The sequence below is a fragment of the Gemmatimonadaceae bacterium genome (assembly GCA_036496605.1).
Taxonomy (GTDB): Bacteria; Gemmatimonadota; Gemmatimonadetes; order Gemmatimonadales; family Gemmatimonadaceae; genus AG2.
The window spans coordinates 149,379-174,526 of sequence record DASXKV010000035.1; the positions used below are offsets into that span (position 1 = coordinate 149,379).

The window sequence follows — 25,148 nt, forward strand, 5'->3', positions numbered from 1 at the left end:
TCGCCTTCGCTCATAACCCTCCCCCCTCTGCCCTCCGCTTCTACCCATGGACGCCTCCCAGTACGCCGACCTCTTCCTCACGGAAAGTCGCGAGCACCTTTCGGCGATCAATCAGTGGCTTCTCCAGCTCGAGCGAGAGGGAGCCGCTGCCAGCGCCGAACCGGTGAGCGCGATCTTTCGCGCCGTTCACACCGTGAAGGGGATGAGCGCGACGATGGGCTACGTCGGCGTCGCGGAGCTCTCACACGAGCTTGAGACGTTGCTCGACCGCGTGCGGCGAGGCGAGATGAACGTCAACGCGGAGTTGATGGATCTTCTCTTCCGCTCCGCCGATGTACTCGAGGCGGCGATCGAAGGCGCCGTCGCCGGACGCGTGGTGTCGACCGAGGACGTGCTGCGCCGATTGCGTGCATTTGCCGACGTCCGTCCGGCCGCGGCGGCGGACGAGGGCGAGACATCGCCTAACGACTGGACGGCGCCGGCGCCGACTGGATCGGGCATGCTCGTCCGCGTGCGACTGATACCCGAGGCGCCTCTCAAAGGCGTGCGCGCATTTCTCGTCGTGCAAGCGCTCAGGCGGCTCGGCGACGTGCTGGTCGTCAATCCATCGGTGGCTCAGCTGCAGTCGGAGCAGTTCGCCCACGATTTCGCACTGCGGCTCTCGACGACCTCTGGCGAGGCCGAGATCGAGCGAGTCGCGCGCGGCGCTGGCGATGTCGCGGCGGTGCGGGTTGGCGAGGATGGCGCACAGCCGGAGGTGCAGCGCTCCAGCGCCGCCGAGTCGAAGACGGCGCTCGCCGACGTGTCGAAGGCGCGGACGGCCGATCGCGAGTCCGCCGCCGTCGCGCGAAGGCCGGCTGGGGAATCTCCAGCGCCTAACGCCACGCCACGCGCGATCGATCTTGCGGCGGAAGCCGCGGGCGAATCGGCGAACGTTCGTCAGTCGCGACATGTGCGGATCGACCTTCGCCGGCTCGATTCGCTCATGAATCTCATCGGCGAGCTGGTGATTACGCGCGGGCGATTGCTGCAGATCGCGACGGGACTGGACGACTCCGCGCTCGCCGACAGCGTGACGCAGGCGTCCCGTCTGATCGGCGATCTGCGCGACGAGATCATGACGAGCCGCATGGTGCCCGTGTGGCAGATCTTCGATCGCTTCCCGCGTCTCGTGCGTGACGCCTCGCGCTCACTTGGCAAGCGCATCGAGTTCACGATCGAGGGGAAGGAGATCGAGCTCGATCGGTCGATGCTCGACGAGATCGGTGATCCGATCGTGCACTTGCTGCGGAACGCGATCGATCATGGTATCGAATCGCCGGAGGAGCGAGCGGCGGCGGGGAAGGCGGCGGCGGGCAAGCTGCGTCTCAGTGCGGCGCGCGATCGTTCCGCGGTGGTGATCCGGGTGAGCGACGATGGACGCGGCATCGACCGGGATCGCGTGTTGATGAAGGCGAGAGCGATGGGTCTCGTCGACGCGAACAAGGCGTCGTTGAGCGATGACGAGCTGTTGCGAATCATCGGCCGGCCGGGCTTCTCCACAGCGGAGCGGGTGACCGATCTGTCGGGGCGCGGCGTCGGGATCGATGCCGTGTACACCCGCGTTCGAGCGTTGGGCGGTGCCGTCGACATTCGCTCACAGCCGGGTCAGGGCACGACGGCGACGCTCCGCCTGCCGCTGACGCTCGCGATCGTGCGCGCGCTGCTCGCGCGCGCCGGACAGGAGGTGTACGCGATTCCTCTCACGCATGTGAGCGAGACGGTCGAGCTGCAGGAGGCGGCGCTCCGCACGTTGCAGGGCCGCGAGGTGCTCGTGTTGCGGTCGGACGTGCTGCCGGTGCTTCGTCTCCGCGAGCTGGTCGGGTTGCCTCCGCGCGACGCGGTCGTGACGGCGGGACAGCCTAACGAGCAGATCGTCATCATCGATCTGCCGGATCGCCGGATCGGGCTCGTCGTCGACGAGCTCGCGGGGCAGCAGGAAATCGTCGTCAAGCAGTTCGACGGCGTGAAAGACGGACTCTCATTCTTCGGCGGCGCGACGATCCTCGGGAACGGCTCGCCGGCACTCATCGTGGACGTCAGCAGCTTCCCATGACAATCCCCATAGACGACATCCGCTCGCTCAAGGCGATCCAGCTCGATGCGCTGAAAGAAGTGGCGAACATCGGGGCCGGCCACGCCGCAACCGCGCTGTCTCAGATGATCGGCGGCACGATCATGATCAGCGTGCCCACGATCAATATCTCGCGACTCGAGGAGATCCCGCCGCAGGTGGCCGAGCCCGACGAACCGGTGGCCGCGGTTCTGATGCACATGCTCGGCGACCTGACGGGTCGCACGATGCTCGTGTTTCCACGGCACTCGGCGCTCCGGCTCGCCGAGTTGATGCTGCATCGCGAGCCCGGGACGTCGGACGAATTCGGAGAAATGGAGCAGTCGGCGGTGAAGGAGGCAGGGAACATCCTGAGCTCCGCCTACATGAACGCGCTCAGCGAGTTCATTCACCTCATGCTGCTGCCGTCGCCGCCGAGTCTGGCGATCGACATGTCGGCCGCGGTGTTGACGACCGCCTATCTGCAATTCAGCTCGCAGAAAGACTACGTGTTCTGCGTCGAGAGCGAGTTCATGATGTTGAACATGTCGGATCGGCTGCGCGGCTTTTTCCTTCTGCTTCCGGATCCTGCCTCGCTCCAAGCGTTGCTGCGCGCGGTGCGCGTCGCCTAACGAATCGCCGCGATGACTGCTTCGGTGCCGGCCGTCCGACCGCCCTCCCTCACGTCCCAGCGCGATCGGGACGTGTTGCGGTCGTTCGCCCAGCGCATCGATCCCTCCGACGCCGGTGCGCACAACAATCTCGGCGTTCTCTACTACAACAAGGGATTGCATGAGGAAGCCGTCGCCGCGTTCATGCGCGCGCTCGAGCTCGACCAGAAGATGCAGGTCGCGCAACGCAATCTCGAGATCGCGTACTTCAACACCGGCTATTACGACAAGCGCATTCCCGAGCTGCGCGAGCGATTGCGCCAGCATCCCGAGGATCGTGAAGCGCGGTGGGAACTCGGCCGCACGTACGCACTCCTTGGACAGCAGCCGCAAGCCGTGGAAGAATTCACGGCGCTGCTGCAGTACCACCCAAATGACGTTGGGACGCTACTGCAGCTCGGCCTGTCGGAGAAGCAGGCGGGCGATATTGGCCGTGCGCAGGAGTGGCTGCAACGCGCGCTCGCGCTCGATCCCGACAGCTCGATTCTCCACTTCTACCTCGGCGAGGTCCTGTACAATCGTGGATTGAACGACGAATCCCTGAACGCGCTCAAGCGCGCGATGGAGCTCAATCCCGAGAACCACGACGCGCTCTACCTGATGGGATTCGTGCTCGGCGACATGGGCCGGCACGAAGAAGCGCGCGACATCACGAAGCGCGCGATCAAGCTGAATCCAACGCTGTCGCGTGCGCAGGCCAATCTCTCGCTCGAGCAGGGGCGTCCGCAACGCTACGAAGAGGCGGTGCAGGCACGCGAAGAACGTCGCGGCCGCGAGATGCAGGTCGCCGGTGAAGGCCGACTCGCGCGCTACAATCTGGGCCTCGCGTTTCGGCAGAAAGGCTATTTCTCCGAGGCGCTGCGTGAATATCGCCTCGCCCTCGAGCAGGGTGAGGACAAAGACCTCATTCTGCAGGCGATGGCCGAGGTCCACATTCTTCGCAAGGACGCCAAGGCGGCGCGGCAACTGTATGAGCAACTGCTCAAGTCGCAGCCAAATAGCCCCAAGCTGTGGAACGAGCGGGGCGTGACGCTCCACCAGGATGGCCGCTTCGACGACGCCGAGGCGAGCTATCGCAAGGCGATTGCCGCCGATTCGCGATACGCGCTGGCGCACAACAACCTCGGGATCGCGCTCTATCACCGTGGCGACGTGGATGCCGCGCTGTCCGCGTTAGGCGCCGCGCTCGAGGCCGAAGCCTCCTTCGTGAAGGCGCGCCTCAATCTCGCGCTGCTCCTGTACAAGGGAAAGCGTCTCCAGAAAGCGCTCGAAGGGTATCGTCAGGCGCTGACGACCGAGCCCGAGCATCCGGTCGCATGGAATGGCATCGGCCTCGTCCTCGCCGATCTGAAGAAACACGAAGACGCCAAGAACGCGTTCGCGCGTGCGATTCAGGCTCGGCCGAGGTACGCCGAGGCGCATTACAATCTCAGCTTCACGCTCTCGAGTCTCGGCGACTTCGAGGGCGCGCTGCGCGAGACGAAGCTCGCGCTCGAGATCGACCCGTACTACGTGGCGCAGAAGTTCGAGCTCGCCATCGATCTGCAGCACGAGGATCCCGATCTCTCGATCCAGCCGGACCTCGGTAGCGAGAAGCGCGCCGACGAGCCGATCGAGGAGTTCAGCTTCGACGCGAAGCTGCTCGACACGCTGTTCACCGAGCTCGCGCCGGCGCCGAAGCCCGCAGCCAAGACGAGCGAGGCGAATCCGTACAAAATGGCGGCGGATTACCTGACGAAGGGGATGCACGATCGGGCCGCCGCCGAAACGCGTCGTGCGATGGCGCGCGGAGCCGACCGCGCCGAGGGCCAGTCGCTGCTCGGCACCGTCTTCGCGAAGCAAGGTCTCCACGGAGAGGCGCTCGAGCGCTATCGAGAGGCTCGGCGAGAGGCAGGCGATCAGAATGTCCCCAAGGCAGCGCTCATTGGCGAGGCCTGGTCGCTCGTTAGGCTGGGTCGCGGCGTCGAGGCGCGTCCACTCGCCGACGAGTTGCTCGCGCGCGAGGCCGAAGACATCGAGGTCCTGATGCTGGCCGCCACGGCGCGCAGCGACGCGGGCGATCCGGCAGCGGCGCTGGCGGCGCTCGAGACCGCGCGGCGCGTGGCACCCGTACGTGCCGAGGTGCAGCAGAAGATCGGTGATATCGCGCGATCGCTCGGCGACTTCGAAGGCGCGATTGCCGCCTATCAGCATGCGCTGACGCTCGATCAGGATTTCGCGGTCGTGCGCTATCAACTCGCCAGGCTGCTTGCCGCGAAGGGCGCGCTCAAGGAAGCGGAGCAGGAGCTCATCGCGGCGCTCGACGCCGTGCCGACGTACGCCGAGGCGACGCTTGAGCTGGCCGCGTTGCGGCGCCAGGTGGGACGCGCGGGGGACGCCCTGCCGCTGCTGATCGACCTGTTGCAGCGCGATCCATATCACTTCGATGCGCTCATCGCGTTAGGCGAGACGTTGTTGTCGACGGGACGGAAGCGCGATGCGATCACCGCGTTCACTCGCGTCCTGCGCTTCGACCCGATGCACGTCGGGGCGCTCTATCACGAGGGCGCGCTGCTCGTGGAGCAAAAGCGCTACCGCGAGGCGATCACGCGCTGGGAGCGCGTGATCGCAAACGCGCCGGCGAGCGAGTACGCCAAGCGCGCGAAGCGTGAGATGCGCACCGCCGCCGACCTGGCTCGCATCTTTGGCGATCGCACGACCAACGAGAAGAAGCCGAGCCGCACGAGCGGCCCGACGTCGACGGCGACGCGGAGCTGATCCATGGCGATCGAAGGACCGCTCCGCGAACTGGGCATACACGATGTCTTCCAGCTCCTCGATCTGAGCCGGAAGACCGGTGTGCTGCGCGTTTCCTCGGAGCTGCGCGACGACGAAGGCGTGGTCCACTTCGACGCGGGACGCGTCGTACACGCCCATGTGAAATCGAAGACGGTGCCGCTCGAGCTCACGTTGCTTCAAGCCGGAAAGATCTCGAAGGACGATCTCGAGTCGGCGCGCGCGAAGCGAACGAATGGACGCGCTGACGCGGACATCGTCGATCTGCTGCTGGAAGGTGGCGCCGTCACGCCGAAGGAGATCGAGCGGCAGCTCCGCATGCAGATCGAGAGCGTCGTATTCGAGCTCATGTCGTGGCGCGAGGGATTCTTCTCGTTCGAGGAACGCGCGGCAGCCGATCTCACGTCGTCGCGCGAGGCGCGGATTCGCGTTTCGACCGAGTCGTTGCTCATGGAGGGTGCGCGGCGCATCGACGAGTGGTCTCGCATCGCCGACAAGGTGCCGAGCCTCGCCGTCGTACCCGTGCTCGCGCCGGTGCGCGACGACGGCCAGGCGTCGCAGCTCGACCTCCTGCCACCAGAGTGGGAGGTCCTCTCGATGATCGATGGGACGCGCGACCTGCGCCTCATCGCGAGTACGCTCGGCCGCGCCGAGTTCGACATCGCGCGCGTAGTTTATGGACTTGTAACCACCGGCGTCGTCGAGGTACGAACGAACGACCGCGCCAGGCAGCCGGCGGAGGCGATCGGCGGAACCGAACCCGCGCTCGAGCAGGCGCGCAACGCGCTCGGACGCGAATCGTGCGATGAGGCGCTGACCATCGTTCGCGCGCTGCTTGCGCAGGAGCCATCGAACACGAGTGCCCGCCTGATCGCCGCGCGCGCGCTCACGATGCTCGACCGACGCGACGAAGTCGTCGACGAGCTGCGTCGCGCTGTGCGCGCAGATCCGTTGACACCGGAAGTGCATCTGGAGCTCGGCTTCGCCGCCGTACGCACGGGCGACTTCGGGGCGGCGCGTTCGAGTTGGGAGCACTACGTGCGGCTTGCGCCAAACAGTCCCGACATCGGCCGCGTACGCGCGGCGATCGAATCGCTGACGAAGCTCATGCACGTGCTCGAAGCGCACGCAGAGGCGACCGCCTATGGCTGACGACGTCCGCCGCTGGAGCGACGAGCTCGCGCGAGATCCTGCCAGCCTCGTGTTTCTTCCACTCGGAGAAACGCTGCGACGCCAGGGGCAGCACGACCTCGCGCTCAAGATTGCGATGCGCGGTCTCGAGCGACACTCGCACAACCCCGACGCGCATGACTTGCTCGCGCGCATTGCGGTGGATCGCGGGGAGCTCCAGCGCGCCTTCGACGAGTGGGACATGGTGCTGCGCCTAACGCCGGAGCACATCGGCGCGCTCAAAGGGATGGCGTTCGTCCGTTTCCAGCAGGGCAACACCGCGGAGGCAGAGGAGTATTTGCAGCGCGCGGCGGACCGAAACGGCGGTGGCGACGCCGAGGTGGCGGCGGCACTGGCGAACATGCGGTCGGCGGGCCGTGGGGCGCGGGATACGGAGCGGGATGCGGGGCACCCGGCGCGGGCAGCGTCGGAGAACGGTGCGCACCCCGCGTCCCGCGTCCCACTCCCAGCGCCTAACGACGCACGGGCTCTCTTTGCCGACATCCTCGGTGAGCACGAGCAAACAGCGCTGCTTCTCGACGATCAGGGACTCGTCCTCGCCGGCATCTATCTCGATGGAGAGGGCAACGACGTTGGCGACGAGGTCGGCGCGGAGCTGAGCGGCGTCACCGATGCCGCGCGTCGGGCCACACGCCATCTCGACATCGGCGAGTGGAAAGCAATCGTGCTCGAAACGGAGGTTGCCGTCGTGACGATGGCTCCCGCCAAAGGCGACGGATTGCTCGTCGTCGCTGCGTCGAGGGCGACACCGCTTGGTCTCGTGCGGCGCGTGCTCGATCGGTGTCTGGAGCGCGCTCGCCAGTGGCTCGAGGCGGGACGATGAGCACCAGCCCGTTCGCGTCCGTACTCGCGTCCCTGACGCGTCAGCGCGGCGTGCGCGCGAGTCTCGTCGTCGACGAGAACGACGGCATCGTCGTCGACTCGAATCTGCAAATCGGTCAGGACGGCGATCGCGTCGCCGCCCTTGCCGCGTCGCTGTATCGAAAGGCACGACTGTCGGCCGGCGCGGCCCATCTCGGGACGGCGACGTTCATGCAGCTGGAGGCGGAACGAGGCCGAATCTGTGCCGCGGGACGGAACGACCTCGTCCTCGTAGTAGTTGCCGACCCGGCGGCGAACATCGGCATGATCCGGGTCGAAATGATCAAGGCAGCGGGAGGTCTCCCATGAGCATCACGGCAGTCGAGCCATGGGTCGAGATCCCGCTGCGCAAGTTTGTGGAGGAAGCGCGCACTGTTCTTGGCCTGCTCCTGCATCCGAGCGGCCAAGTCGTCGCGCAATTCGGCTTCGCGCGCGCCGTCGACGTCATGTCTGCGTGCGCGCTCGCGGCGGCGATCCACGCGTCCGCGGGAGAGTTGGGCAAGCAGCTCGACGGCAAACCATTTCGCGGCCTGCATCAACCGGGACGCGATCGACAACTGTACCTCGCCGAGGCGCCGACGCCACGCGGCACATTCATCTTTCTCACCGTGTTCGATCAGGAGAGCTCACTCGGATTGGTCCGGCTGTATTTCGACGAGTTTTGCAAAGGCCTCGCGGCCGCTGCTCCTCCGGCGGCGCGTCATGTGGAACCGGTGCTGGAAGACCGGTTCGAGCATGAGCTCAATCGCAACCTTGCTGCCCTCTTTGGAAGGGGGTAGGGACTAGGGGCTAGGGGCTAACAAGCCCTAGCCCCTATGCTCTAGCCCCCAGCCCCTCGCTCTCATGTCTCTCGTCAACTACGCGACCCGCGAGATCACGTGCAAGATCGTCTACTACGGGCCAGGCCGGTCCGGGAAGACGACGAACTTGCACTACATCTACGGGCAGGTTCCCGATGAGAGAAAGGGCAAGATGGTATCGCTCGCCACGCAGACCGATCGCACGCTCTTCTTCGATTTCCTGCCGCTCGACCTCGGCACCATCTCGGGCTTCACGACGAAGTTCCAGCTCTACACCGTGCCCGGACAGGTGTACTACCAGACCACGCGCAAGCTCGTCCTCCAGGGCGCGGATGGCGTCGTCTTCGTCGCCGATTCACAGGCCCGCCAGCTCGAAGAAAACATCGAGAGCTTTCAGGACCTCCACGCGAATCTCGCGGAGCAGGGAATCGACGCACGCGCGGTGCCGCTCGTGATTCAGTACAACAAACAGGATCTGCCGCGCGATCTGATTCTCACGCCGCCGGAGCTCAACGACGCATTGAACTTCCGCGGCGTTCCCGAGTTCGGCGCCGACGCACTGCACGGCCCCGGCGTGTTCGAAACATTGCGCAGCATCTCCGAGCTCGTGCTCAAGCGATTGAGCCAGCCCACGCGATAGAAATGCAAGTCGATCCCCGTCACCGCTTCGATAACTTCGTCGTCGGCTCTGCCAACCGGCTCGCCGTCGCCGCGGCGCGCGCCGTCGCCGAGTCACCCGGTGCGGTTTACAATCCGCTCTTCATCTACAGCAGCTCGGGCCTCGGCAAGACCCACCTGATGGGGGCGATCGGGAACCACGTCAGCAGTCACGGCGGCAATCTCGACATCGAGTACGTCTCGCTCGACGACTTCGTCGAACAGCTCCACGCGGCGATCGCGAGCGGTGAGGGAGAACGCTTCAAGCAACGATACCAGCGCGTCGACGTGCTGCTGATCGACGACATGCAATTCCTCACGGGCCGGCGCGAGACGCAGACCGAGCTTTTGCGTCTGCTCAACGCGATGCAGGGGAGCGGCCGGCAGATCGTGATGTCGAGCGACCGCCCGCCGGCGGAGATCGCCGACGTCGACGAGCGTCTCATCACGCGACTCGCCGGTGGTCTGATCGTCGACATCGGCACGCCTGATTTCGAGACGCGCATCGCGATCATGCGCGCCAAGTGCGAGGAGCGGGGCGTCAAGTTCTGGCCGGGTGTCGTCGAGGAGCTCGGACGCCTCGAGTTCCGCAATGTGCGCGAGCTCCAGGGTGCGCTGAACCGCCTCATTGCCTTCCAGACGTTAGGCGGCGAACAGATCAAGCCCGAAGATGTATTGACTGTCCTTGGCGATCTGCCCGAAGCAAAAACCGCCACGCGCGAGCAGACGACCGGCGAGCCCAAGCCGAACGAATTTCAGAGCTTCCTCACCGACATCGCGTCGGCGGTCGCGCAGCACGTCGAATCGTGGAAGGCTCGCGTCGCCGAGGCGATCGCGTACTGGACGGGTGAAGGCTATCGTACGGCGCAACTCGAGCGGCTGCTTCAGGAGACGGCGCCGCCGCCGAACTGGGAATCCCTCCTGCGCGGTTTCGGCGCCACCGTCGAACGACTCAAGGCCCTCGAGCAGCAGGCGACGGACGTCGATGAGGCGTTAGGCGGAGACGAAGTCTTCCGGGATCCCGAGCGGTTGCGCGACGCCGAGATTCTCCTCGACCGCGCGCTCGCCGGCGCAACGCCTCCGCCGGGTCCGTCGGCGGCGTTCACGCGGCACGGATTCGAGGTGTCCTCGAGCAATCAGCTCGCCGTGCGCGCCGCGGACGACATCGTCGCCGAACCGGGCAAGCGATATAGCCCACTCTTCATACATGGGCCCAGCGGCGTCGGCAAAACGCACTTGCTCAACGCGATCGGCAACGAGCTGGTCGACGGAAGCGGCGGCGCGTCCGCGGTCGCCTGCGTCAGCGCACAGAGCTTCATGGACGAGCTGATCGAAGCGATGCAGGACGGTACCGTCGAACGGTGGCGCGCGCGTTATCGCTCTTCCGACGCTCTTCTCATCGACGACGTGCAGTTCGTTGCCGGAAAGGAGCGCACGCAAGAAGAGCTCTTTCACGTTTTCAACGCGCTGCACGCCGAAGGAAAGCAGCTGGTCTTCTGCAGCGATCGGCCGCCGCGCGAGCTCGACGGTCTCGAGGATCGTCTGCGATCGCGATTCGAGGGCGGACTCGTCGTCGAGATGCAATCGCCGGATCGCGCGCTGCGCGAGAAACTCTATGCGCGGTATCTCGCCGCGACGGAGCATGAGCCCGGCCCGGAGCTTCTTGCGTATCTGGCCGAACGTTCGGTGGCGAGCGTGCGCGAAATCATCGGCACCGTCAATCGTCTCGTGGCCGCCGCCGACATGGTCGGCGTTGCACTGACCCTCGCCGTCGCTCGCACGGAGCTCGATCCCGAGATGCCGGCGGCGTCGCGGCCAACGACGCCGGTCGTTGTGCGCGCTGCCGCGGACACGTTCTTCCTCGACGACGAGAAGGTGGTCTGGGAGTGGTCGGACGCGTCGACGCGGATGATGGAGGAACTGAAATGAGGTGGTTCGTTATTGGTGGTTGGTTGTTGGTAACCAGGGAATGCCGACGAGCGCAGCTCGTCGCCTCATCATTCACCGGCAACCAATCACCAACGACCAACAACGCGAGCGGAGCGAGCCATGGCCATTAAAGGCTCTCTCAAGGAGGCCAGTCTCCCAGACGTGCTGCAGCTCCTCGCGATGGGGAAGAAGACCGGTTGCCTCTCGGTGACGCACCGAAGCAACTTCGGGAATATCTTCTTCGAGAAGGGACGGATCTGCTACGCCTCGATCGTGAATCGACGAGACCGTCTCGGCGACATGCTGGTGAAGAATAGTGTGATCTCGCAGCAACAGCTCGACAGCGCGATCGCGGCACAGACGAAGGCGCGCGACAAGCGCATCGGCGAGCTCCTCGTCGAACAGAACGCGCTCGCCCGCGAGGAGCTGCACCAATACGTTCGCCGACAGATCGAGGAGGCGGTGTATTTCCTCTTCACCTGGATGCAGGGCACGTTCAACTTCGAGGCCGACGTGCATCCTGAGGAACAGGACCTGCTCGTCTCGATCAATCCGGAGTCGCTGCTGCTCGAGGGCGCGCGGCGGATGGACGAGTGGAACCTCGTCGAGAAGAAGATTCCGAGCTTCGATCTGGTTTTCGAGATCGATCAGAGTCACGTCAAGACGAGCGAAGCAGCGCTTACCGAGGAGCAGCGGACCGTGCTCGAGCTGATCAATGGCCAGCGCGATGTGCAGGCGATCATCGACGAAGCCGGCCTCGTGGAATTCGAGGTCGGCAAGGCATTGTACGGCTTGCTCACCGCCGGGTTCGTGCATCGCGTCGGCCGCACGAAGGCGAACGTCGAGCCGCAAGTTTCAGAAACGCGAATCGAGGAGCACCGCAATCTCGGCATCGCCTTTTACAAGACAGGCATGCTCGAGGAGGCTTTGCGCGAATTGCGACGCGTGCTCGACTTGCGCGCGAATGACTCGCCGGCGCGGTTCTTCATCGGCGTGGTCATGGCGCGACAGTCGAAGTGGGCCGAAGCGACGACCATCCTCAAGGAAGCAGCGGGCCAGCCGGGCGTGCGGTACGCGGTGTTGCACAATCTCGCCTATGTGCTCGAGCGCCAGGGACGGTACGCGGAGGCGCAGACGGCCCTCGAGGAAGCGGTGCGGCGCGGCGGCGCCACGGACGCGCGCGTGCAGACGTCGATCGGCATCGTCGCGTTGCTCGCGGGGGACGTGGTCAGCGCCGACAGCGCGTTAGGCGCGGCGCGTCCGTTGTTCGGCACTCGTCCGCCGACGGCGGCATGGTTCCACTACGCGGCGCTCACCGCGGCGCTCCTCGGCGATCATCAACGGGCCGCCGAACTGCTCACGGCCGGCATTGCGGCGCATCCGCACGCGGCCGCGCTTCACAACAACCTCGCCGTCGTGCGCGAGCGACAAGGGCAATACGACGTCGCGCTCGAGACGCTGGAGAAGGGAATGCAGGAAGACCCGGGGCTGGCGCAACTGCAGAAGAACCTTGGCGATCTCCTCTACCGCGTCGGCCGATACGATGAGGCGTTCGAGGCGTATCAGCGCGCAGTGAAAGCGAACCCGGACATCGGTGGCGACGTGTATCTCAAACTCGGTAACATTCGCTTTCGCCGGCAGGACCGTGATGAAGCTGTGCGCTGTTGGGAGCGCGCGCTTGAGCTCGACCCGGACAACGCGATCGTCCGTACGAATCTCGAGTCGGTTCGCCAGGTGCTTGGATGATCAGTCGCCGTCAGGACACGCGCTCGGATGCGCTGCCGCCGTCGGCGTCCCAGCTCGATCACGAGTTCGAGGAGCTGACGCGCAAGATCTCGCGCGATCGCGGCTTCGCGTGCGCGAGCTACAAGGAAAAGTGTCTGCGTCGTCGCATCGCCGTGCGCATGCGGGCGCGCGGCGTCCACAGTTACGCCGACTACGCTCGTGTCCTCGACAGCGACACGGCGGAGTACGACCGACTCCTCGACGCACTGACCATCAACGTCACCAAGCTGTTCCGGAACTGGTCGATGTTTGACGTGCTCGCGCAGGTCGTGATTCCCACGCTGTGGAAAATCGATACGCCCGCGATTCACGTTTGGGCAGCCGGCTGCTCGAGCGGCGAGGAGCCGTATTCGCTCGCGGTGCTCTTTCATCGTTATGCAGCGATGCACGGTCAGCTCGCGCGCATCGATCGGCTCGACGTTCTGGGGACGGACATCGATCGCGCGAGCCTGAACGCGGCCGAGCAGGGACAGTTTCCGGAGTCCGGGTTCGAGGAGACGCCGGACGAGTTACGTGAGCGATACTTCTCGGCGAATGCGCCGTTCACGATCGTGCCCGTCATCAAGCAGCACGTGCGCTTTCAGCGGCGCGATCTGCTGGACGAGTTTCCGTCGATGCCGGGCGGATTCCAACTCGTCACCTGCCGCAACGTGCTCATTTACTTCGACCGGGAGACCCAGGAGCGACTGCTGCTGCGCTTCCACGAGGCACTCGCGCCCGGCGGTTATCTCGTGCTCGGCAAGGTCGAAACGCTGCTCGGGGCGGTCCGCTCTCGTTTTGCTGCCATCGACGCGCGCGAGCGCATCTTCCGCCGTCTATGATCGAAGCCGATCCGAGCACGGAGATCCGTGTCAAGGTCGCCGAGTGCGCGGTGGGCCGCGATGATCAAACGCTCATCACCATCGGGCTCGGCTCGTGCGTCGCGATCGTACTCTACGACGGGGCGGCGCGCATCGGCGGCCTCGCCCACACGCTGCTGCCTGACGAATCGATGGCGCGCGACCGCTCGAATCCCGCGAAGTTTCCATCGTCGGCGGTGGCTCTGCTGATCGCCGAGATGATGCGCCTCGGCGCCGACCTCCGCCGGGTGCGCGCCAAGCTCGTCGGCGGCGCCAGCATGTTCTCGAGCCTCATTCCGGTCGGCAGCATCAACATCGGCGACCGCAACGTCATCGCCGCTCGTCAGGCATTGCGCGCCTGCGGCGTTCCGATCGTCGCCGAAGATGTCGGCAGCGACCACGGTCGCAGCGTTCACTTCTTTCTCGAGGATGGCCGCGTCGAAGTTCGATCGCTGAAAAAGGGCAATCGTGTCCTCTAGCGCGACGCCGTCGGGGGCGCAGCCGGTCGTCGACGGCGCGAGACGCACCGTCCTCGTCGTCGACGACAGCGCGTTCATGCGACGGCTGATCACACAAATCCTCGAGGGCTCCGGCGAATTTCAGGTCGCCGCCACCGCACGCAACGGGCTCGACGCACTGCAGAAGATTCACGCGCTCGATCCCAACCTCGTGACGATGGACGTCGACATGCCGGAGCTCGACGGCTTGCAGGCGTTAGGCTACATCATGAGCGAGACGCCGCGGCCTGTCGTCATGCTCAGCGCGGCGACGACACACTCGGGGCATGATGCGACGCTCCGCGCGCTCGAGCTCGGGGCTGTCGACTTCGTGCGCAAGCCGTCGGGACCGATCAGTCTCGATCTCGCGCGCGTCACAGATCGGCTCCTCGGCGCGCTCCGCGCCGCCGCGCAGGCGAACGTCCGCGGCGTCCGCATGCTTGCGCTCACGCGCCTGCCCATACGCGGCACACCGGCGAGGCCCGTGCCCGCGGTCGCGCCGACGGCCACCAAGCAGTACGCGATTCCAGCGGGAGCCGGCGCGACGCGCATCGTGGCAATTGCCTCGTCGACGGGCGGTCCGCGCGCGCTCGCCGAAGTCATTCCAAGTCTTCCGCGCTCGCTGGGTGCCGCCGTGCTCGTCGTGCAGCACATGCCGGCTGGATTCACGAAGAGTCTCGCGCAACGACTGCACGCGATGAGCAAGCTGCCGGTGAGCGAGGCCGAAGCGGGAGAGCCGGTACTCTCCGATCGCGTCTATCTCGCGCCGGGCGGATTACACATGGCCCTGACCGGGAACGCCGGTGCCGCGGCGATCACACTCGAGAGCTCGCCACCGATCTGGGGCGTGCGCCCGTCGGCCGATCCGTTGTTCCGTTCCGTCGCCGAACGCTTCGGCATCGATGTCGTGGCGGTCGTGCTCACCGGCATGGGACGCGACGGCGCGGACGGGACGCGCGCGATTCGGCGAGCGGGGGGACGCGCGGTGCTTCAGGATCGTGCGACGTCGACGATTTTCGGAATGCCTAACGCGGCACTGCAAGTTGCCGGCGCGGATCGCGTCGCCGCGCTCGGCGAGATCGCGCCGGCAATCGTCGCGATGCTGCGCGGGGCCTAGGCTAGGGGCTTAGGGGCTAGGGCTAGGGGCTAGCCCCTGGCCCCTAGCCCCTCAATACGTGACTGGCGCCACGGCCCAACTGTCATACTCAGGAAGCGGTACGCCCTCCTGACGAATGCCATTTCGGCTTCCATGACATCCAAATCCGGCGACGAAGGACCAGCCGTTCTGTCGATCGAGGACTTCGCGGCCTCGATCGCCGCGTCGCTCGCGGCGACGACGCACGTCGCGCCCCTCGAAACCGTGGAGGATGGCGGAACGCTGCCCTTTCGCGAGCGCGTGCGACGCCGAACGGGTATCGCGCAGCTCCTCATATTTCGCATTGCGCGAGAGCTGTTCGCGGTGGAGCTGATCATGGCGGAGGAGGCGCTCGACATGCCGGAACTGCATCGGTTGCCGGAGATGCCGGCCTCCATGCTCGGCGTCTTCACGCTTCGAGGGTCGCTCGTCTCCGTGTTCGAGGCGCGGGCCACGCTCGGCATCGCCTGCGCGCACCGAGCGACCGCGGTCGTGTTTTCTGGAGGGGGCAGGGAGGGCAATAGGGAACGTCGCGTCGCGATCGCGACCGACGACGTCGACGATGTCGTGACCGTCGACCTCCGCACCGTGCGCGAAGCGCCGGGCACGCGCACCAAGGACGACGCTTTGCTCGGCATCGTCCATCGCGACTCGGATCTCATCGCGCTGCTCGACGCAGACGTGCTCATTGCAGCCCATCGTCCCGCCACTGCCGCGCTCAATGAGCCGGCGGAGGAGAGTGTATGAATACCGATGCAACGAAGCTCGTGAACTTTCGCCTCGGCGACGATCTCTTTGCCGCCGACATCTTCGCCGTCGAACGTGTACTGCGCTATCAGACGCCACGTTCGCTGCCCAACGTGCCGGCGTGGGTCGAAGGCGTGATCGAATATCAGAAGCGCGTGATTCCCGTCGTGAATCTGCGTCGCCGCTTCGAGCTGCCCGATCGGGAGGCCGCGCCCGAGACCCGCATCGTCGTGCTCAATGCCCACGGCGACTGGATCGGTGTCGTTGTCGACGCGGTGGTCGAGGTGTCGTCGGTGGAGGCGGAAAGCGTGTCGGCCGCACCGTCGTTCTTTCGCGGGCTCGCGGGCGAATACCTCAAAGGGATCGTGCGGCGAGGCGAGGGGCAGCGATTGGTGATCGTCCTCGACGTCGAGCAACTTCTCTCGTCGACCGAACGCATCGCGCTCCAGCTCGGAAGTGCTCGCGGCACGCCAATCGCCAGCGCCGCCGTCGTCGATGCCTAACGAACAGCCGCCGTCGTTCCGCGAGCGATATGGCGCGCTCGCACAGCGGCTGTCCGGTCAGGGCGCCGAGAAGGAGCTGGACGCGCTCAAAACGGAGATCGGTGCGCTCTTCAAGCAAGTGGAGCAGGAGATCGGTGAGCTCAGCACCCTGCGCGACGACGTGAAACAATTGGTGGAGCGGTGGAAGACCATCCGCGCGCACCACGGCGGCAACGGGAATTCCGGCACGCACGCTGCTGTCCCGTCGAATGCGCCACAGTTTTCCGGCGAGCGTCCCGTGGTGCACGCGGATCACCTTGGCGCGTCGACGTTCATCGAAAAAGGCTGGAGCAAGCTTTCACTTGGCGATCATGTCGGCGCGGAGGCCGCGCTGCGAAAGGCAATCGAGCTCTCGCCTAACGATCCGCAGTCCGAGGCGCTGCTCGGTTGGGCGCTCATGCTCCAGGAAAAGTACGACGACGCCCTGCTCACATTCCAGAAAGTGTTGATGCGTCAGCCACAGAACGCGCTCGCGCGAATCAACGTCGGCTACATTTGCCTCAAGAAGGGCATCTTCGGCGAAGCGATCGAGCATCTCTCGCGCGCCATCCGGCTCGATAACGACAAGAAGGCATCGCTCTACGCCCACTTTTATCTGGGATTGGTGTATCTCGAGCGCGACATGTTCGAGGACGCGCAGACGTTTTTCCGAAAAACCATTGCGCTGGGGCCGGGTCTGATCGAGGCCCATTTCGAGCTGGGGCGTGCGCTCTGGTTCAACGGCCAGCGCGACGAGGCGATCGAGACATGGAAGGGCGGCTTCGCCGCGAACAAGTTCAATCAATGGGGAAAGCGTTGCGCGGATGTCCTGAAAACGGTGGAGCAGGGGGGAGAGCCCTAGCGCGTAAAGCGCTGAGCGGCGCGCGTAGAGCGTTGAGCGTTTCCGCTGTTGCCTTCCTCGCGCTTGCACCGCCGTCCCCGCTCGGCACGCAACCCCCTACTCTCAGCGCTCTGGCGTCTGGCCAGTACGCTCCGCTCCGTCTGGATCGCGGCCGCTTCACGGCAGTGTTCTATCCTGGCGACGACAAGCTCGCACGCGCGCTGCTCCAACGAGCGCTGGCCACGGACAGCTTTCCCGGACTTCCGCGTCCCTCGCAGCATGTTCTCATCGCCATCGCCCCCGACGAGCGTCGCTTTCGTGAGTGGGCAGGACCTGGCGCGCCCGAATGGGGAGCCGCGCTCGCCTTTCCGGAGATGCGGCGCATCGTGATGCAGGGACGCAGCGCCGGCTCCGACGCGGGAAATCCGCTCGAGGTGCTGCGACACGAGCTTGCCCATCTCGCGCTTCACGAGTACCTAGGTGACATCGCGCCACGCTGGTTCGACGAGGGATACGCCAGCTTCGCGGCGCGCGAGCTCAGTCGCAACGATGTTCTCGCGGCGAATGTCGCGCTGGCATTGCGAGGCATGCCGACCTTCGACGAGCTCGATGCGCAGTTCGGGGAAGGTGCGACGAGCGCTCAGGCCGCGTACGCGCTTGCCTATCGCGCGGTCGACGACATGGCGTCGATGGACCCGGAGCGTGGTCTCGCGCTGTTGTTCCAGAACTGGCGACAAACGGGCTCGCTCGATCGTGCGCTGCGACAGTCGTTTGGCGTTACGCTCGCCTCGTTCGAGCACGACTGGCAGCAACGCACGCGGCGTCGATATGGCGGACTTGCACTCTTCAGCGATATCACCGTCGCGACGATCCTTTGCCTGCTTTTGATCGGGCCATTGTACATCGCGCGCCGGCGGCGCGATCGACGCCGAATGGCAGCGCTCGTCGCCGCGGACGCGCTCGCCGAGGCGTCGGCGGCACGAGCTTCCGTGGAGTTCATGGATTCGTCCGTTGAGGAGCCAAGCGCCCCGGACGATCGGACCGAAGCAGGCGGTCCGGATGACGCGCCGCACGGCAACTGAGCCGCGAATCGCTCTTGAGGGCGCATTCATCGAACCTTAACGTTGAATTCACGTAACTTCGCTTCGTAACGTCGCTTGACAGCCATTTCCAGCCGACCTACACTACGGCCCTATGGCTAATAGCGAGACCAGTACGCGGACCCGCAGCGCGATTTGGTGGGGTGCAGCAGCAATCACTCTGCTCGCCGGCTACGCGGACCTTGCGCGCGGCGGCGAGACAATCGCTCCGTTGCTTCTCGTCGCTGGTTATTGCGTGCTCGTTCCCCTCGCCATCCTCAAATCCTGATCTTGCGGAAGAAGAGCTGGGCGCCAGCCCACTTGGACAAAGTCGAGCAACTGCTATAAACCGCGGCGCGCGCATTGTGAGCGTTTCGGGACGTGCGCTGAACGGGCGAATAGCTCAGTTGGTTAGAGCACCCGCCTTACACGCGGGATGTCGGGGGTTCGAGTCCCTCTTCGCCCATGCCGTGCGATTGCTCAACGAGTACATAGAGCGCGGTTATGCAGTCGGGCAGTTTGAGCGTGCATAAGGGATCATTTCTGGTCGATCGCGGGTAATTCTCGTCAACGTTTGGGAGGAGCTCCAACAGTGATGGCATCTCGACGCCGTGTGCTCACAGCGGCCGGCGCAATCGCGATTACCGCGGTAAGCGCACCGCGGATCGTCCGGGCGCAAGCTCGCGGCCAACAGCCCGGCGCCGACACACCGCGCATTCTGATCGCCACCTGCCACACGCCCACCGCTGCGAACAGCACCCTCGGTGTTGATATCGCGGAAGCGTTGCGGGGCCGTGTGCAGCAGGAGAATTCGGTCCGTACGTTGTACGTCTTGTCGCGAAACGACATCAATAATTATCTGACGTCGTCCGGCTACAAGGCCGATTCCGCGCTCAGCGTCTCCGATCTCAAGGAGCTGGCGAAACTGATGCGGGCGGACGAGATCCTCGACTGCACCGGCGCGAAGGCACCTAACGGCGTTCGCGTCGATTCGCGTCTGCTGCTCGCGCGCGATGTATCGCTTGCCCAGCCGCTCGCCGCCGTTGACGGCCGCGACGCCGGCGACGTCGCCAAGAAGATCGAGCGTGAGCTCACCGATGCGCGAAAGGCATTACCCGAGTATCACAAGTGCGAAAGCGCCTTGCGCGATCAGAAGTGGGCGGAGGCAGCGGCGGCTGCTCGCGCGGGACTCGCCAAGGATGCCAATAGCACGCTCTCGCGTCTGTGCCTGATGTCGGCCTATCAGTACGGCAAGAGCGGCCCGGACTCGGTGCTCCGCGTCGCGGAAGACATCATGCGCGTCGATTCGACCAATACGCTCGCGATGCGCAATGCGGTGGACGCGTACATGGCCAAAGCAACGCCGGCCGATTCCGCGAAGGCGGTGCAGATCATGGTTCGTCTCGGGCGGCTCGATCCGACCGTGCGCCAGGCGCTCCTCGGAATGCTCGGCGCCATGAACAAGCCAGACCTCGCGCTCCCTATGGTGAGCGAGATGTTGCAGGACAATCCGGGCGATCCGCAGTTGCTCCGGATGCGCTTCCTGCTCCTCGCCAGCGCCAAGGATTACAAGAAGGCGCTCGCGGCAGGCGAGGATTGGATGAAGGCCGACACCGCCGCGGCGAACGCGGATCTATACACGCGTCTCATAGCGATCGCGTCGGCCGACAGCCAGCCCCAATTGGCGTCGCAATACGCCGCGCGCGCCGTGCAGAAGTTTGGTACGAACGCCGACTTGTACATGCTCTACGCGCAAACGCTGCGGAAATCCGGTCAGCTTCAGCAGTCACTCGACGCCGCGAAGCGCGCCGTCGAACTGAACCCGAAGGTCGAGAACGGCGTCCAGTTCGTCATCGTCACCTTTGGAGATCTGAAGCAGCCCGACAGTGCGATGGCGTTCGCTCGACGAGCCGTTGCAAACGGTGCAGACAAAGCCGCCGTCAGTCAGTCGCTGTTGCCGATCGTCGGTGTCGCGCTCAAGGCGGCGCAGGATACGGTCGGGAAGGACGACGCGGCCAAACGCGCTGCCTGGCTGAACGTGTACCAGATCTCGAGCACCATCGACAGCATCGCCCCGTCGCCGCAGCTCAAGCTGTACTCGGGCATTGCGTCATTCCAGGTTGGGCTCAACGCGCTGCAAGGCCTCAACAAATCCCGCAGCTGCGCGGATGCTCAGCTTGCGGACGACATGTGGTCTGCTTCGCAAATCGCGCTGCCGCAGGGCGCCGCGGCCGACAAGAACACCGCGGCGACGCTGATGGGCGCGATTCAACAGTACTATCCCAACATCGCGCCGGCGAAGAAGGCATTGTGCAAGTCGACGTCACGATCTGGTAAGGCCTAGCTCGTTAGGCTCCAGAAGAAACGCCCGCGAACCTTGTTCGCGGGCGTTTTCTTTGCCAACCGGCATTCGTCTACGGCCCAGGCAGATGATCGACGTACACCCACAGATCCTTCACGCGAGCAACGTAGTCCAGTCGGGTCGCATCCATGCTCTCGCCGTCGACGTTCACGCTGAGTGGGCGGTCGGATTCGATCACCACCGACGGTAGTTGTGCGTAATGCACTCCCGGTTCACCGAGATGCTCACCGCGCTTGATCTTCAGGAGGAGCCGCGCGAAGTCGGCGCGCCCCATCGACTCGACCACGCAGACGTCGAGGAGCCCATCGGTAACGGACGCGTTAGGCGTCACCAGAGTGCCGCCGCCCGATGCGCGCGTCAGCCCAACGGCGAACATCACGAACTCGCCGTCGAATGAGAAGTCGCCGCCGCGAAAGCTCGCGCGGTAGGCTTCGAACTCGGCGAACTTGCGGACGCCCGTGATCGCGTATGCTAAGGGACCGAGGCTCTCCTTCGCCTCCGACGGCGTCTCCGCGGTTGCCTCGGCCCCAACCCCGCCCGTAGAGACGTTCAGGAATCGACGTCCATTCAGCGACGCGGTGTCGATACGCGCTGGCTTGCGATGTAGGATAAGATCCATCGCGTGGTCGGCGTCGGCGGGGATCCCTGCCTGCGTCGCGAAATCGTTGGCTGTGCCCATGGGGATGATGCCGACTGGCGTATCGAAACCGTCGAGACCATTGATCACCTCGTTCACCGTCCCGTCGCCACCCACCGCGATGACGGCGTCCGCCCCGGCGCGTGCAGCGGCAGCGGTCATCGCCGTCGCGTCACCTGCTTCGAGTGTGACGTGAGCCTCGACCACGTGCCCTTTCGCCCGCACCCAATCGATGAGATGACGCACGTCCTCTCGCTCGGCGCGCGCGCCGTGAATGATCATCGCGAAATGGCGGTGTCGGTTCGTCATCATCGAGAGTCGAGCTCGGCGGCCGGATCGTGGCCTGACGGTAGAACGTGGCAAATTGCCCAGGGGTTGGCGCGACATGGACGTGGCGGTTAGAATGTCCGCCCCGTCTCCCGGCGTCGACGGTTCAAACTGGGATAGCGCATATCACGCGCCTGTGCTCGCCAGGGAGGTCGTCGATCTTCTAGGCGCGAGCCATTCGGTTCTGGATGGCACGCTGGGCGGTGGGGGACATGCACTGGCGCTTCTCGAGGCGGGCGTGGAGCATCTCACTGGCGTCGATCGCGATCCCGACGCCCTCGAATCGGTCAAAAATCGGCTCGCCCCTTTCGCCTCGAATGGTCGCTTCGAGGCACACATCGGCAATTACGCGGAGATCGGTCAGATCGGTGAGCTCGCTGGCGTGCGGTTCGACGGCGTCTTGCTCGATCTCGGAATCTCCTCTCATCAGATCGATGATCCGAGTCGAGGCTTCACCTTCCGCGAAGACGCGCCCCTCGACATGCGCATGGACCGCGGCGAGAACGAGGACACTCCGACGGCTGCAGACGTTCTCAACTCGTTCGACGAGCACGCGCTCGCTTCGATCTTCCGCGAATATGGGGACGAGCATCGCGCGCATCGGCTCGCGCGGGAGGTTGTGCGTCGCCGGACGAACCGCGAATTCGCCGTGAGCGACGATCTTGTCGGGGCAATTCGCGGGGCGCTTGGTGCGCGCACCGGACCAGCCGACTTCGCGCGACTCTTTCAAGCGCTGCGAATCGCCGTGAACGATGAGCTCACCGGGCTCGAGCGGGCGCTGCCTGTCTTGCGCGATCGCCTCTTGCCCGGCGGCGTGATGGCCGTCATCGCGTATCACTCGGGCGAGGACCGTCTTGTGAAGCACGCCTTTCGCGAGTGGAGCAGCGATTGCGTCTGTCCGCCGAAGCATCCGATCTGCACCTGCCGCGGGCGTGCGCTCGGCGAACTCATTGGGCGCAAGGCGACCACGCCCGCTCCGGACGAGCTCGCGCGCAACGCGCGGTCGCGCAGTGCGCGGTTGCGGGCGTTTCGTCGGAGCGCGGACGCGTGACTCGTGGGCGGCTCTCGCGCCGAGCTACGGTTGCGCTCGTGTTGTTTGGTTTCGTCCTCGTGGCGACAGGCGTCATTGCACGGAGAACGTACGGAATCGATCAGGCGCGCGCGCTGCGTGAGCTCGATCGGCGGCGTCAGGCGCTCGAGGCCGAGCGCGTGAAGCTCGACGGAGAGATTCGCGACGCCTCCAGCCGAGCGAAACTAGCGCCGATAGCCGAGCAGCGACTCAACATGCACGTGCCTTCCCCAGAGCAAGTCATCATGCTGCCGGTGCCGTCGGCTGCGACTCATAAGCCGCGCCCATGATTCGCTCGCGTCGCATCAAGATCGTCCACGCGCTGTTGGCGCTGTTCGCGCTCGCTGTCATCGGACAGGCTGCGCATGTGCAGCTGCTTCAGCGCAACACGTGGCGAGCGCGGGCCGCGCGACAACAGCTCGCGCCCCGCGAGATGCCTGCTCCTCGTGGCGAGATTCTCGACGCTGCTGGTCTCGTGCTCGCGCAGAGCCGGGAGATGGTTCAACTCGAGGTCGCGCCGCGCGAGGTGCGCGCGCAAGATCGGGTTGAGCTCCACCGTGCGCTGGCGAGAGTGCAGGTGAAGCCGGAGTGGATCCGTCGAGCGCTCGATCCAAAGAGAGCATGGGTTACGTTGCCGGGCCGCTATCTCGCGACGGACGTCGCGTGGGCAACGCGGATTCGCGGTGTACGCGCGACCGCGGCGAGCGTACGAGCGTACGCGATGTCGGAGGGCACGCGTCGGCTCGTGGGTCACGTCGATGCACAGAACAGCGCGGTCGATGGAATCGAGCTTGCGCTCGATACCATTCTCCGCGGCACCGCCGGCACGGCGACGCTCGTCCGAGACGTGCGGGGACGGAGCTTCGAGTCGCCTAACGAGCCACAGGTCGCGCCGCGTCCGGGCAACACCGTCGTGCTCACGCTCAATCACGAGCTACAGGAGATCGCGGAACGCGCCCTGGCCGACGCGGTCGAGAAAATGGGCGCGGACGGAGGAGACATCGTCGTCCTCGATCCGCAGGAAGGGGACATCCTCGCGATGGCGAGTCGCCGGCAGGATCAGCGGTCCACCGCCGCAACCGCGCTCACCGAGCCATTCGAGCCTGGCTCGACGCTCAAGCCGTTCATCGCCGCCGGGCTGCTCGCGCGTGGCCGCGCACGCGAGACCGATGTGATCAACACCGGCGACGGCACGCTCCAGCTCGAGGGACGCGTCATCCACGATGATCATCTCGTGGGTCGGGCGTCGCTGGCGACCGTGCTGCAATGGTCGAGCAACATCGGGATCGTGAAATTCGCCCAGCGTCTAACGCGGCGCGAGGAGTTCGAGACGCTGCGCGATTTTGGCTTCGGCACGGCGACCGGCGTGCCCTATCCGTCGGAGGCCAGCGGCGTGCTGCGCGAGCCGTCAAAGTGGTCACCGCAATCGCCGGCTTCGCTGGCGATGGGTTACGAGATTTCGGTAACGCCGTTGCAACTCGCCGTCGCGTATGCGGCGTTCGCGAATGGCGGTGAGCTCGTCGAGCCTGCGCTCGTCAAAGAGATTCGGGCGCCAGACGGCTCGGTGTTGTACCGCCATCAGAAGCGCGTTGTGCGGCGCGTGCTCACGCCCGACGTCGCGACTCGTATTCGTAAGATATTGCTCAACGTCGTCGAGAATGGAACGGCGCTGCAGGCGGACCTGAGCAGCTTTCTCCTCGCCGGGAAGACCGGCACGCCGCGTCGGACAGTGAACGGACGGTATGCGGCGCAGCAGTACAATCCGAACTTTGCCGGCCTCTTCCCGGGCGACGCGCCGCAATTCGTGATCGTCGTGAAGCTCACGAATCCGCGCGACCAGAAAGGAAGCTTCTACAGCGCGGCGACAGCAGCGCCGCTGACGAAGACTGTCCTCCAGGCTGCGCTCGCGGCGCGCGACGCGGCGCTCGACCGCGACAAGCTGGCATCGAGTGCCGGCGCCGCCGCCGTTTCGACGCGCCCGGACACGAGGGCCGACGCGGCGCCGCCAGTGCAACTGGCGGTCGCGGGCGACACCACAACGCGCGAGGCCGGTGGCATCTATCGCGCCCGCCAGCGAGCCCGCGAAGAGGCAAGTACCGGCGACGTAGCATTCATTGTGTCACTGCCGCAGCGACACAGCGCGTCGCGGCCTCCGCAGGCCGCGCGGCTGATACCGGATATCCGCGGCATGCCCCTGCGCGACGCCGTGCTCTCGCTCCACAACGCCGGCTTCCACGTCCGGGTCGTGAGCGGAACCGATGGCGCAACCGATCCGGCGGCTGGGAGCGTGGCGCCAGCCGGCGCGGTCGTCCGACTCTTTCACGACTTCTAAA

At 65.4% G+C, this 25,148-nt stretch carries 23 protein-coding genes and 1 tRNA gene; 23 read left to right on the plus strand and 1 reads right to left on the minus strand.

What is annotated here, in order from left to right; translation table 11 throughout:
- Positions 1-46 precede the first annotated feature (46 nt).
- The 20 genes from VGH98_14375 (at position 47) to VGH98_14470 (ending at position 20,764) form a co-directional block, all read left to right on the plus strand.
- Positions 47-2,095, plus strand: a complete 2,049-nt coding sequence (locus VGH98_14375; protein HEY2377158.1) for a chemotaxis protein CheA — start codon at positions 47-49, stop codon at positions 2,093-2,095.
- Positions 2,092-2,724 (plus strand): chemotaxis protein CheC, encoded by a 633-nt coding sequence (locus VGH98_14380; protein HEY2377159.1) that lies wholly within the window; start codon positions 2,092-2,094, stop codon positions 2,722-2,724. Before VGH98_14375 ends, VGH98_14380 begins: the two co-directional genes overlap by 4 nt.
- A 12-nt stretch (positions 2,725-2,736) precedes the next feature.
- Entirely contained in the window at positions 2,737-5,520 is a 2,784-nt protein-coding gene (locus VGH98_14385) for a tetratricopeptide repeat protein (protein HEY2377160.1), read from the plus strand.
- A gap of 3 nt (positions 5,521-5,523) precedes the next feature.
- Positions 5,524-6,690, plus strand: a complete 1,167-nt coding sequence (locus VGH98_14390; protein ID HEY2377161.1) for a DUF4388 domain-containing protein — start codon at positions 5,524-5,526, stop codon at positions 6,688-6,690.
- Positions 6,683-7,552, plus strand: a complete 870-nt coding sequence (locus tag VGH98_14395) for a roadblock/LC7 domain-containing protein (protein HEY2377162.1) — start codon at positions 6,683-6,685, stop codon at positions 7,550-7,552. The genes VGH98_14390 and VGH98_14395 overlap by 8 nt, the downstream gene beginning before the upstream one ends.
- The gene (locus tag VGH98_14400) at positions 7,549-7,899 is read left to right on the plus strand and encodes a roadblock/LC7 domain-containing protein (protein ID HEY2377163.1); all 351 of its coding nucleotides are present in this window, start codon (positions 7,549-7,551) and stop codon (positions 7,897-7,899) included. The genes VGH98_14395 and VGH98_14400 overlap by 4 nt, the downstream gene beginning before the upstream one ends.
- Positions 7,896-8,369 (plus strand): hypothetical protein, encoded by a 474-nt coding sequence (locus VGH98_14405; GenBank protein ID HEY2377164.1) that lies wholly within the window; start codon positions 7,896-7,898, stop codon positions 8,367-8,369. The genes VGH98_14400 and VGH98_14405 overlap by 4 nt, the downstream gene beginning before the upstream one ends.
- Positions 8,370-8,433: 64 nt before the next feature.
- Entirely contained in the window at positions 8,434-9,030 is a 597-nt protein-coding gene (locus VGH98_14410; GenBank protein ID HEY2377165.1) for a GTPase domain-containing protein, read from the plus strand.
- Between the two features lie 2 nt (positions 9,031-9,032).
- On the plus strand, positions 9,033-10,976 hold the full coding sequence (locus tag VGH98_14415) for a DnaA/Hda family protein (GenBank protein HEY2377166.1): 1,944 nt from the start codon (positions 9,033-9,035) through the stop codon (positions 10,974-10,976).
- Between the two features lie 120 nt (positions 10,977-11,096).
- Positions 11,097-12,722, plus strand: coding sequence for a DUF4388 domain-containing protein (locus tag VGH98_14420; GenBank protein ID HEY2377167.1), 1,626 nt, complete (start codon positions 11,097-11,099; stop codon positions 12,720-12,722).
- Complete coding sequence (locus VGH98_14425; protein HEY2377168.1) at positions 12,719-13,582, plus strand: protein-glutamate O-methyltransferase CheR; 864 nt, start codon at positions 12,719-12,721, stop codon at positions 13,580-13,582. The genes VGH98_14420 and VGH98_14425 overlap by 4 nt, the downstream gene beginning before the upstream one ends.
- Positions 13,579-14,079: a chemotaxis protein CheD gene (locus VGH98_14430; protein HEY2377169.1), complete on the plus strand. Its 501-nt coding sequence runs from the start codon at positions 13,579-13,581 to the stop codon at positions 14,077-14,079. The genes VGH98_14425 and VGH98_14430 overlap by 4 nt, the downstream gene beginning before the upstream one ends.
- On the plus strand, positions 14,069-15,214 hold the full coding sequence (locus VGH98_14435) for a chemotaxis response regulator protein-glutamate methylesterase (GenBank protein HEY2377170.1): 1,146 nt from the start codon (positions 14,069-14,071) through the stop codon (positions 15,212-15,214). The genes VGH98_14430 and VGH98_14435 overlap by 11 nt, the downstream gene beginning before the upstream one ends.
- Positions 15,215-15,346: 132 nt before the next feature.
- A complete protein-coding gene (locus tag VGH98_14440; protein ID HEY2377171.1) occupies positions 15,347-15,979 on the plus strand; it encodes a chemotaxis protein CheW in 633 nt (210 codons plus the stop codon).
- Positions 15,976-16,482, plus strand: a complete 507-nt coding sequence (locus VGH98_14445; GenBank protein HEY2377172.1) for a chemotaxis protein CheW — start codon at positions 15,976-15,978, stop codon at positions 16,480-16,482. Before VGH98_14440 ends, VGH98_14445 begins: the two co-directional genes overlap by 4 nt.
- Positions 16,436-17,362, plus strand: coding sequence for a tetratricopeptide repeat protein (locus tag VGH98_14450; GenBank protein HEY2377173.1), 927 nt, complete (start codon positions 16,436-16,438; stop codon positions 17,360-17,362). Before VGH98_14445 ends, VGH98_14450 begins: the two co-directional genes overlap by 47 nt.
- A gap of 32 nt (positions 17,363-17,394) precedes the next feature.
- A complete protein-coding gene (locus VGH98_14455) occupies positions 17,395-18,423 on the plus strand; it encodes a hypothetical protein (protein HEY2377174.1) in 1,029 nt (342 codons plus the stop codon).
- Between the two features lie 112 nt (positions 18,424-18,535).
- Complete coding sequence (locus tag VGH98_14460) at positions 18,536-18,709, plus strand: hypothetical protein (protein HEY2377175.1); 174 nt, start codon at positions 18,536-18,538, stop codon at positions 18,707-18,709.
- Between the two features lie 103 nt (positions 18,710-18,812).
- Positions 18,813-18,886, plus strand: a tRNA-Val gene (locus VGH98_14465).
- A gap of 126 nt (positions 18,887-19,012) precedes the next feature.
- Positions 19,013-20,764, plus strand: coding sequence for a hypothetical protein (locus VGH98_14470; protein HEY2377176.1), 1,752 nt, complete (start codon positions 19,013-19,015; stop codon positions 20,762-20,764).
- Positions 20,765-20,834: 70 nt separating this feature from the next.
- Here the strand turns inward: VGH98_14470 and VGH98_14475 are convergent, their stop codons facing one another.
- Entirely contained in the window at positions 20,835-21,731 is an 897-nt protein-coding gene (locus VGH98_14475; protein ID HEY2377177.1) for a YegS/Rv2252/BmrU family lipid kinase, read from the minus strand.
- A 91-nt stretch (positions 21,732-21,822) separates the two neighbouring features.
- Here VGH98_14475 and rsmH point away from each other — a divergent pair, with 91 nt between their 5' ends.
- From rsmH to VGH98_14490, 3 genes are read left to right on the plus strand one after another with little or no spacing between them, the layout of a single operon-like run.
- Positions 21,823-22,797: a 16S rRNA (cytosine(1402)-N(4))-methyltransferase RsmH gene (gene rsmH / locus VGH98_14480; protein HEY2377178.1), complete on the plus strand. Its 975-nt coding sequence runs from the start codon at positions 21,823-21,825 to the stop codon at positions 22,795-22,797.
- Positions 22,794-23,105 carry a cell division protein FtsL gene (locus tag VGH98_14485; protein ID HEY2377179.1) on the plus strand — a complete coding sequence of 104 codons (312 nt, stop codon included), beginning with the start codon at positions 22,794-22,796 and terminating at the stop codon, positions 23,103-23,105. The genes rsmH and VGH98_14485 overlap by 4 nt, the downstream gene beginning before the upstream one ends.
- Positions 23,102-25,147: a penicillin-binding transpeptidase domain-containing protein gene (locus tag VGH98_14490; GenBank protein ID HEY2377180.1), complete on the plus strand. Its 2,046-nt coding sequence runs from the start codon at positions 23,102-23,104 to the stop codon at positions 25,145-25,147. The genes VGH98_14485 and VGH98_14490 overlap by 4 nt, the downstream gene beginning before the upstream one ends.
- The last annotated feature ends 1 nt before the right edge of the window (position 25,148 follow it).

Excerpts from the sequence above, each read along its gene's own strand:
- VGH98_14375 (HEY2377158.1), top strand. The coding sequence starts at position 47 with ATGGACGCCTCCCAGTACGCCGACCTCTTCCTCACGGAAAGTCGCGAG.
- VGH98_14380 (HEY2377159.1), top strand. The coding sequence starts at position 2,092 with ATGACAATCCCCATAGACGACATCCGCTCGCTCAAGGCGATCCAGCTC.
- VGH98_14385 (HEY2377160.1), top strand. The coding sequence starts at position 2,737 with ATGACTGCTTCGGTGCCGGCCGTCCGACCGCCCTCCCTCACGTCCCAG.
- VGH98_14390 (HEY2377161.1), top strand. The coding sequence starts at position 5,524 with ATGGCGATCGAAGGACCGCTCCGCGAACTGGGCATACACGATGTCTTC.
- VGH98_14395 (HEY2377162.1), top strand. The coding sequence starts at position 6,683 with ATGGCTGACGACGTCCGCCGCTGGAGCGACGAGCTCGCGCGAGATCCT.
- VGH98_14400 (HEY2377163.1), top strand. The coding sequence starts at position 7,549 with ATGAGCACCAGCCCGTTCGCGTCCGTACTCGCGTCCCTGACGCGTCAG.
- VGH98_14405 (HEY2377164.1), top strand. The coding sequence starts at position 7,896 with ATGAGCATCACGGCAGTCGAGCCATGGGTCGAGATCCCGCTGCGCAAG.
- VGH98_14410 (HEY2377165.1), top strand. The coding sequence starts at position 8,434 with ATGTCTCTCGTCAACTACGCGACCCGCGAGATCACGTGCAAGATCGTC.
- VGH98_14415 (HEY2377166.1), top strand. The coding sequence starts at position 9,033 with ATGCAAGTCGATCCCCGTCACCGCTTCGATAACTTCGTCGTCGGCTCT.
- VGH98_14420 (HEY2377167.1), top strand. The coding sequence starts at position 11,097 with ATGGCCATTAAAGGCTCTCTCAAGGAGGCCAGTCTCCCAGACGTGCTG.
- VGH98_14425 (HEY2377168.1), top strand. The coding sequence starts at position 12,719 with ATGATCAGTCGCCGTCAGGACACGCGCTCGGATGCGCTGCCGCCGTCG.
- VGH98_14430 (HEY2377169.1), top strand. The coding sequence starts at position 13,579 with ATGATCGAAGCCGATCCGAGCACGGAGATCCGTGTCAAGGTCGCCGAG.
- VGH98_14440 (HEY2377171.1), top strand. The coding sequence starts at position 15,347 with ATGACATCCAAATCCGGCGACGAAGGACCAGCCGTTCTGTCGATCGAG.
- VGH98_14445 (HEY2377172.1), top strand. The coding sequence starts at position 15,976 with ATGAATACCGATGCAACGAAGCTCGTGAACTTTCGCCTCGGCGACGAT.
- VGH98_14460 (HEY2377175.1), top strand. The coding sequence starts at position 18,536 with ATGGCTAATAGCGAGACCAGTACGCGGACCCGCAGCGCGATTTGGTGG.
- VGH98_14475 (HEY2377177.1), bottom strand. The coding sequence starts at position 21,731 with ATGATGACGAACCGACACCGCCATTTCGCGATGATCATTCACGGCGCG.
- rsmH (HEY2377178.1), top strand. The coding sequence starts at position 21,823 with ATGTCCGCCCCGTCTCCCGGCGTCGACGGTTCAAACTGGGATAGCGCA.
- VGH98_14490 (HEY2377180.1), top strand. The coding sequence starts at position 23,102 with ATGATTCGCTCGCGTCGCATCAAGATCGTCCACGCGCTGTTGGCGCTG.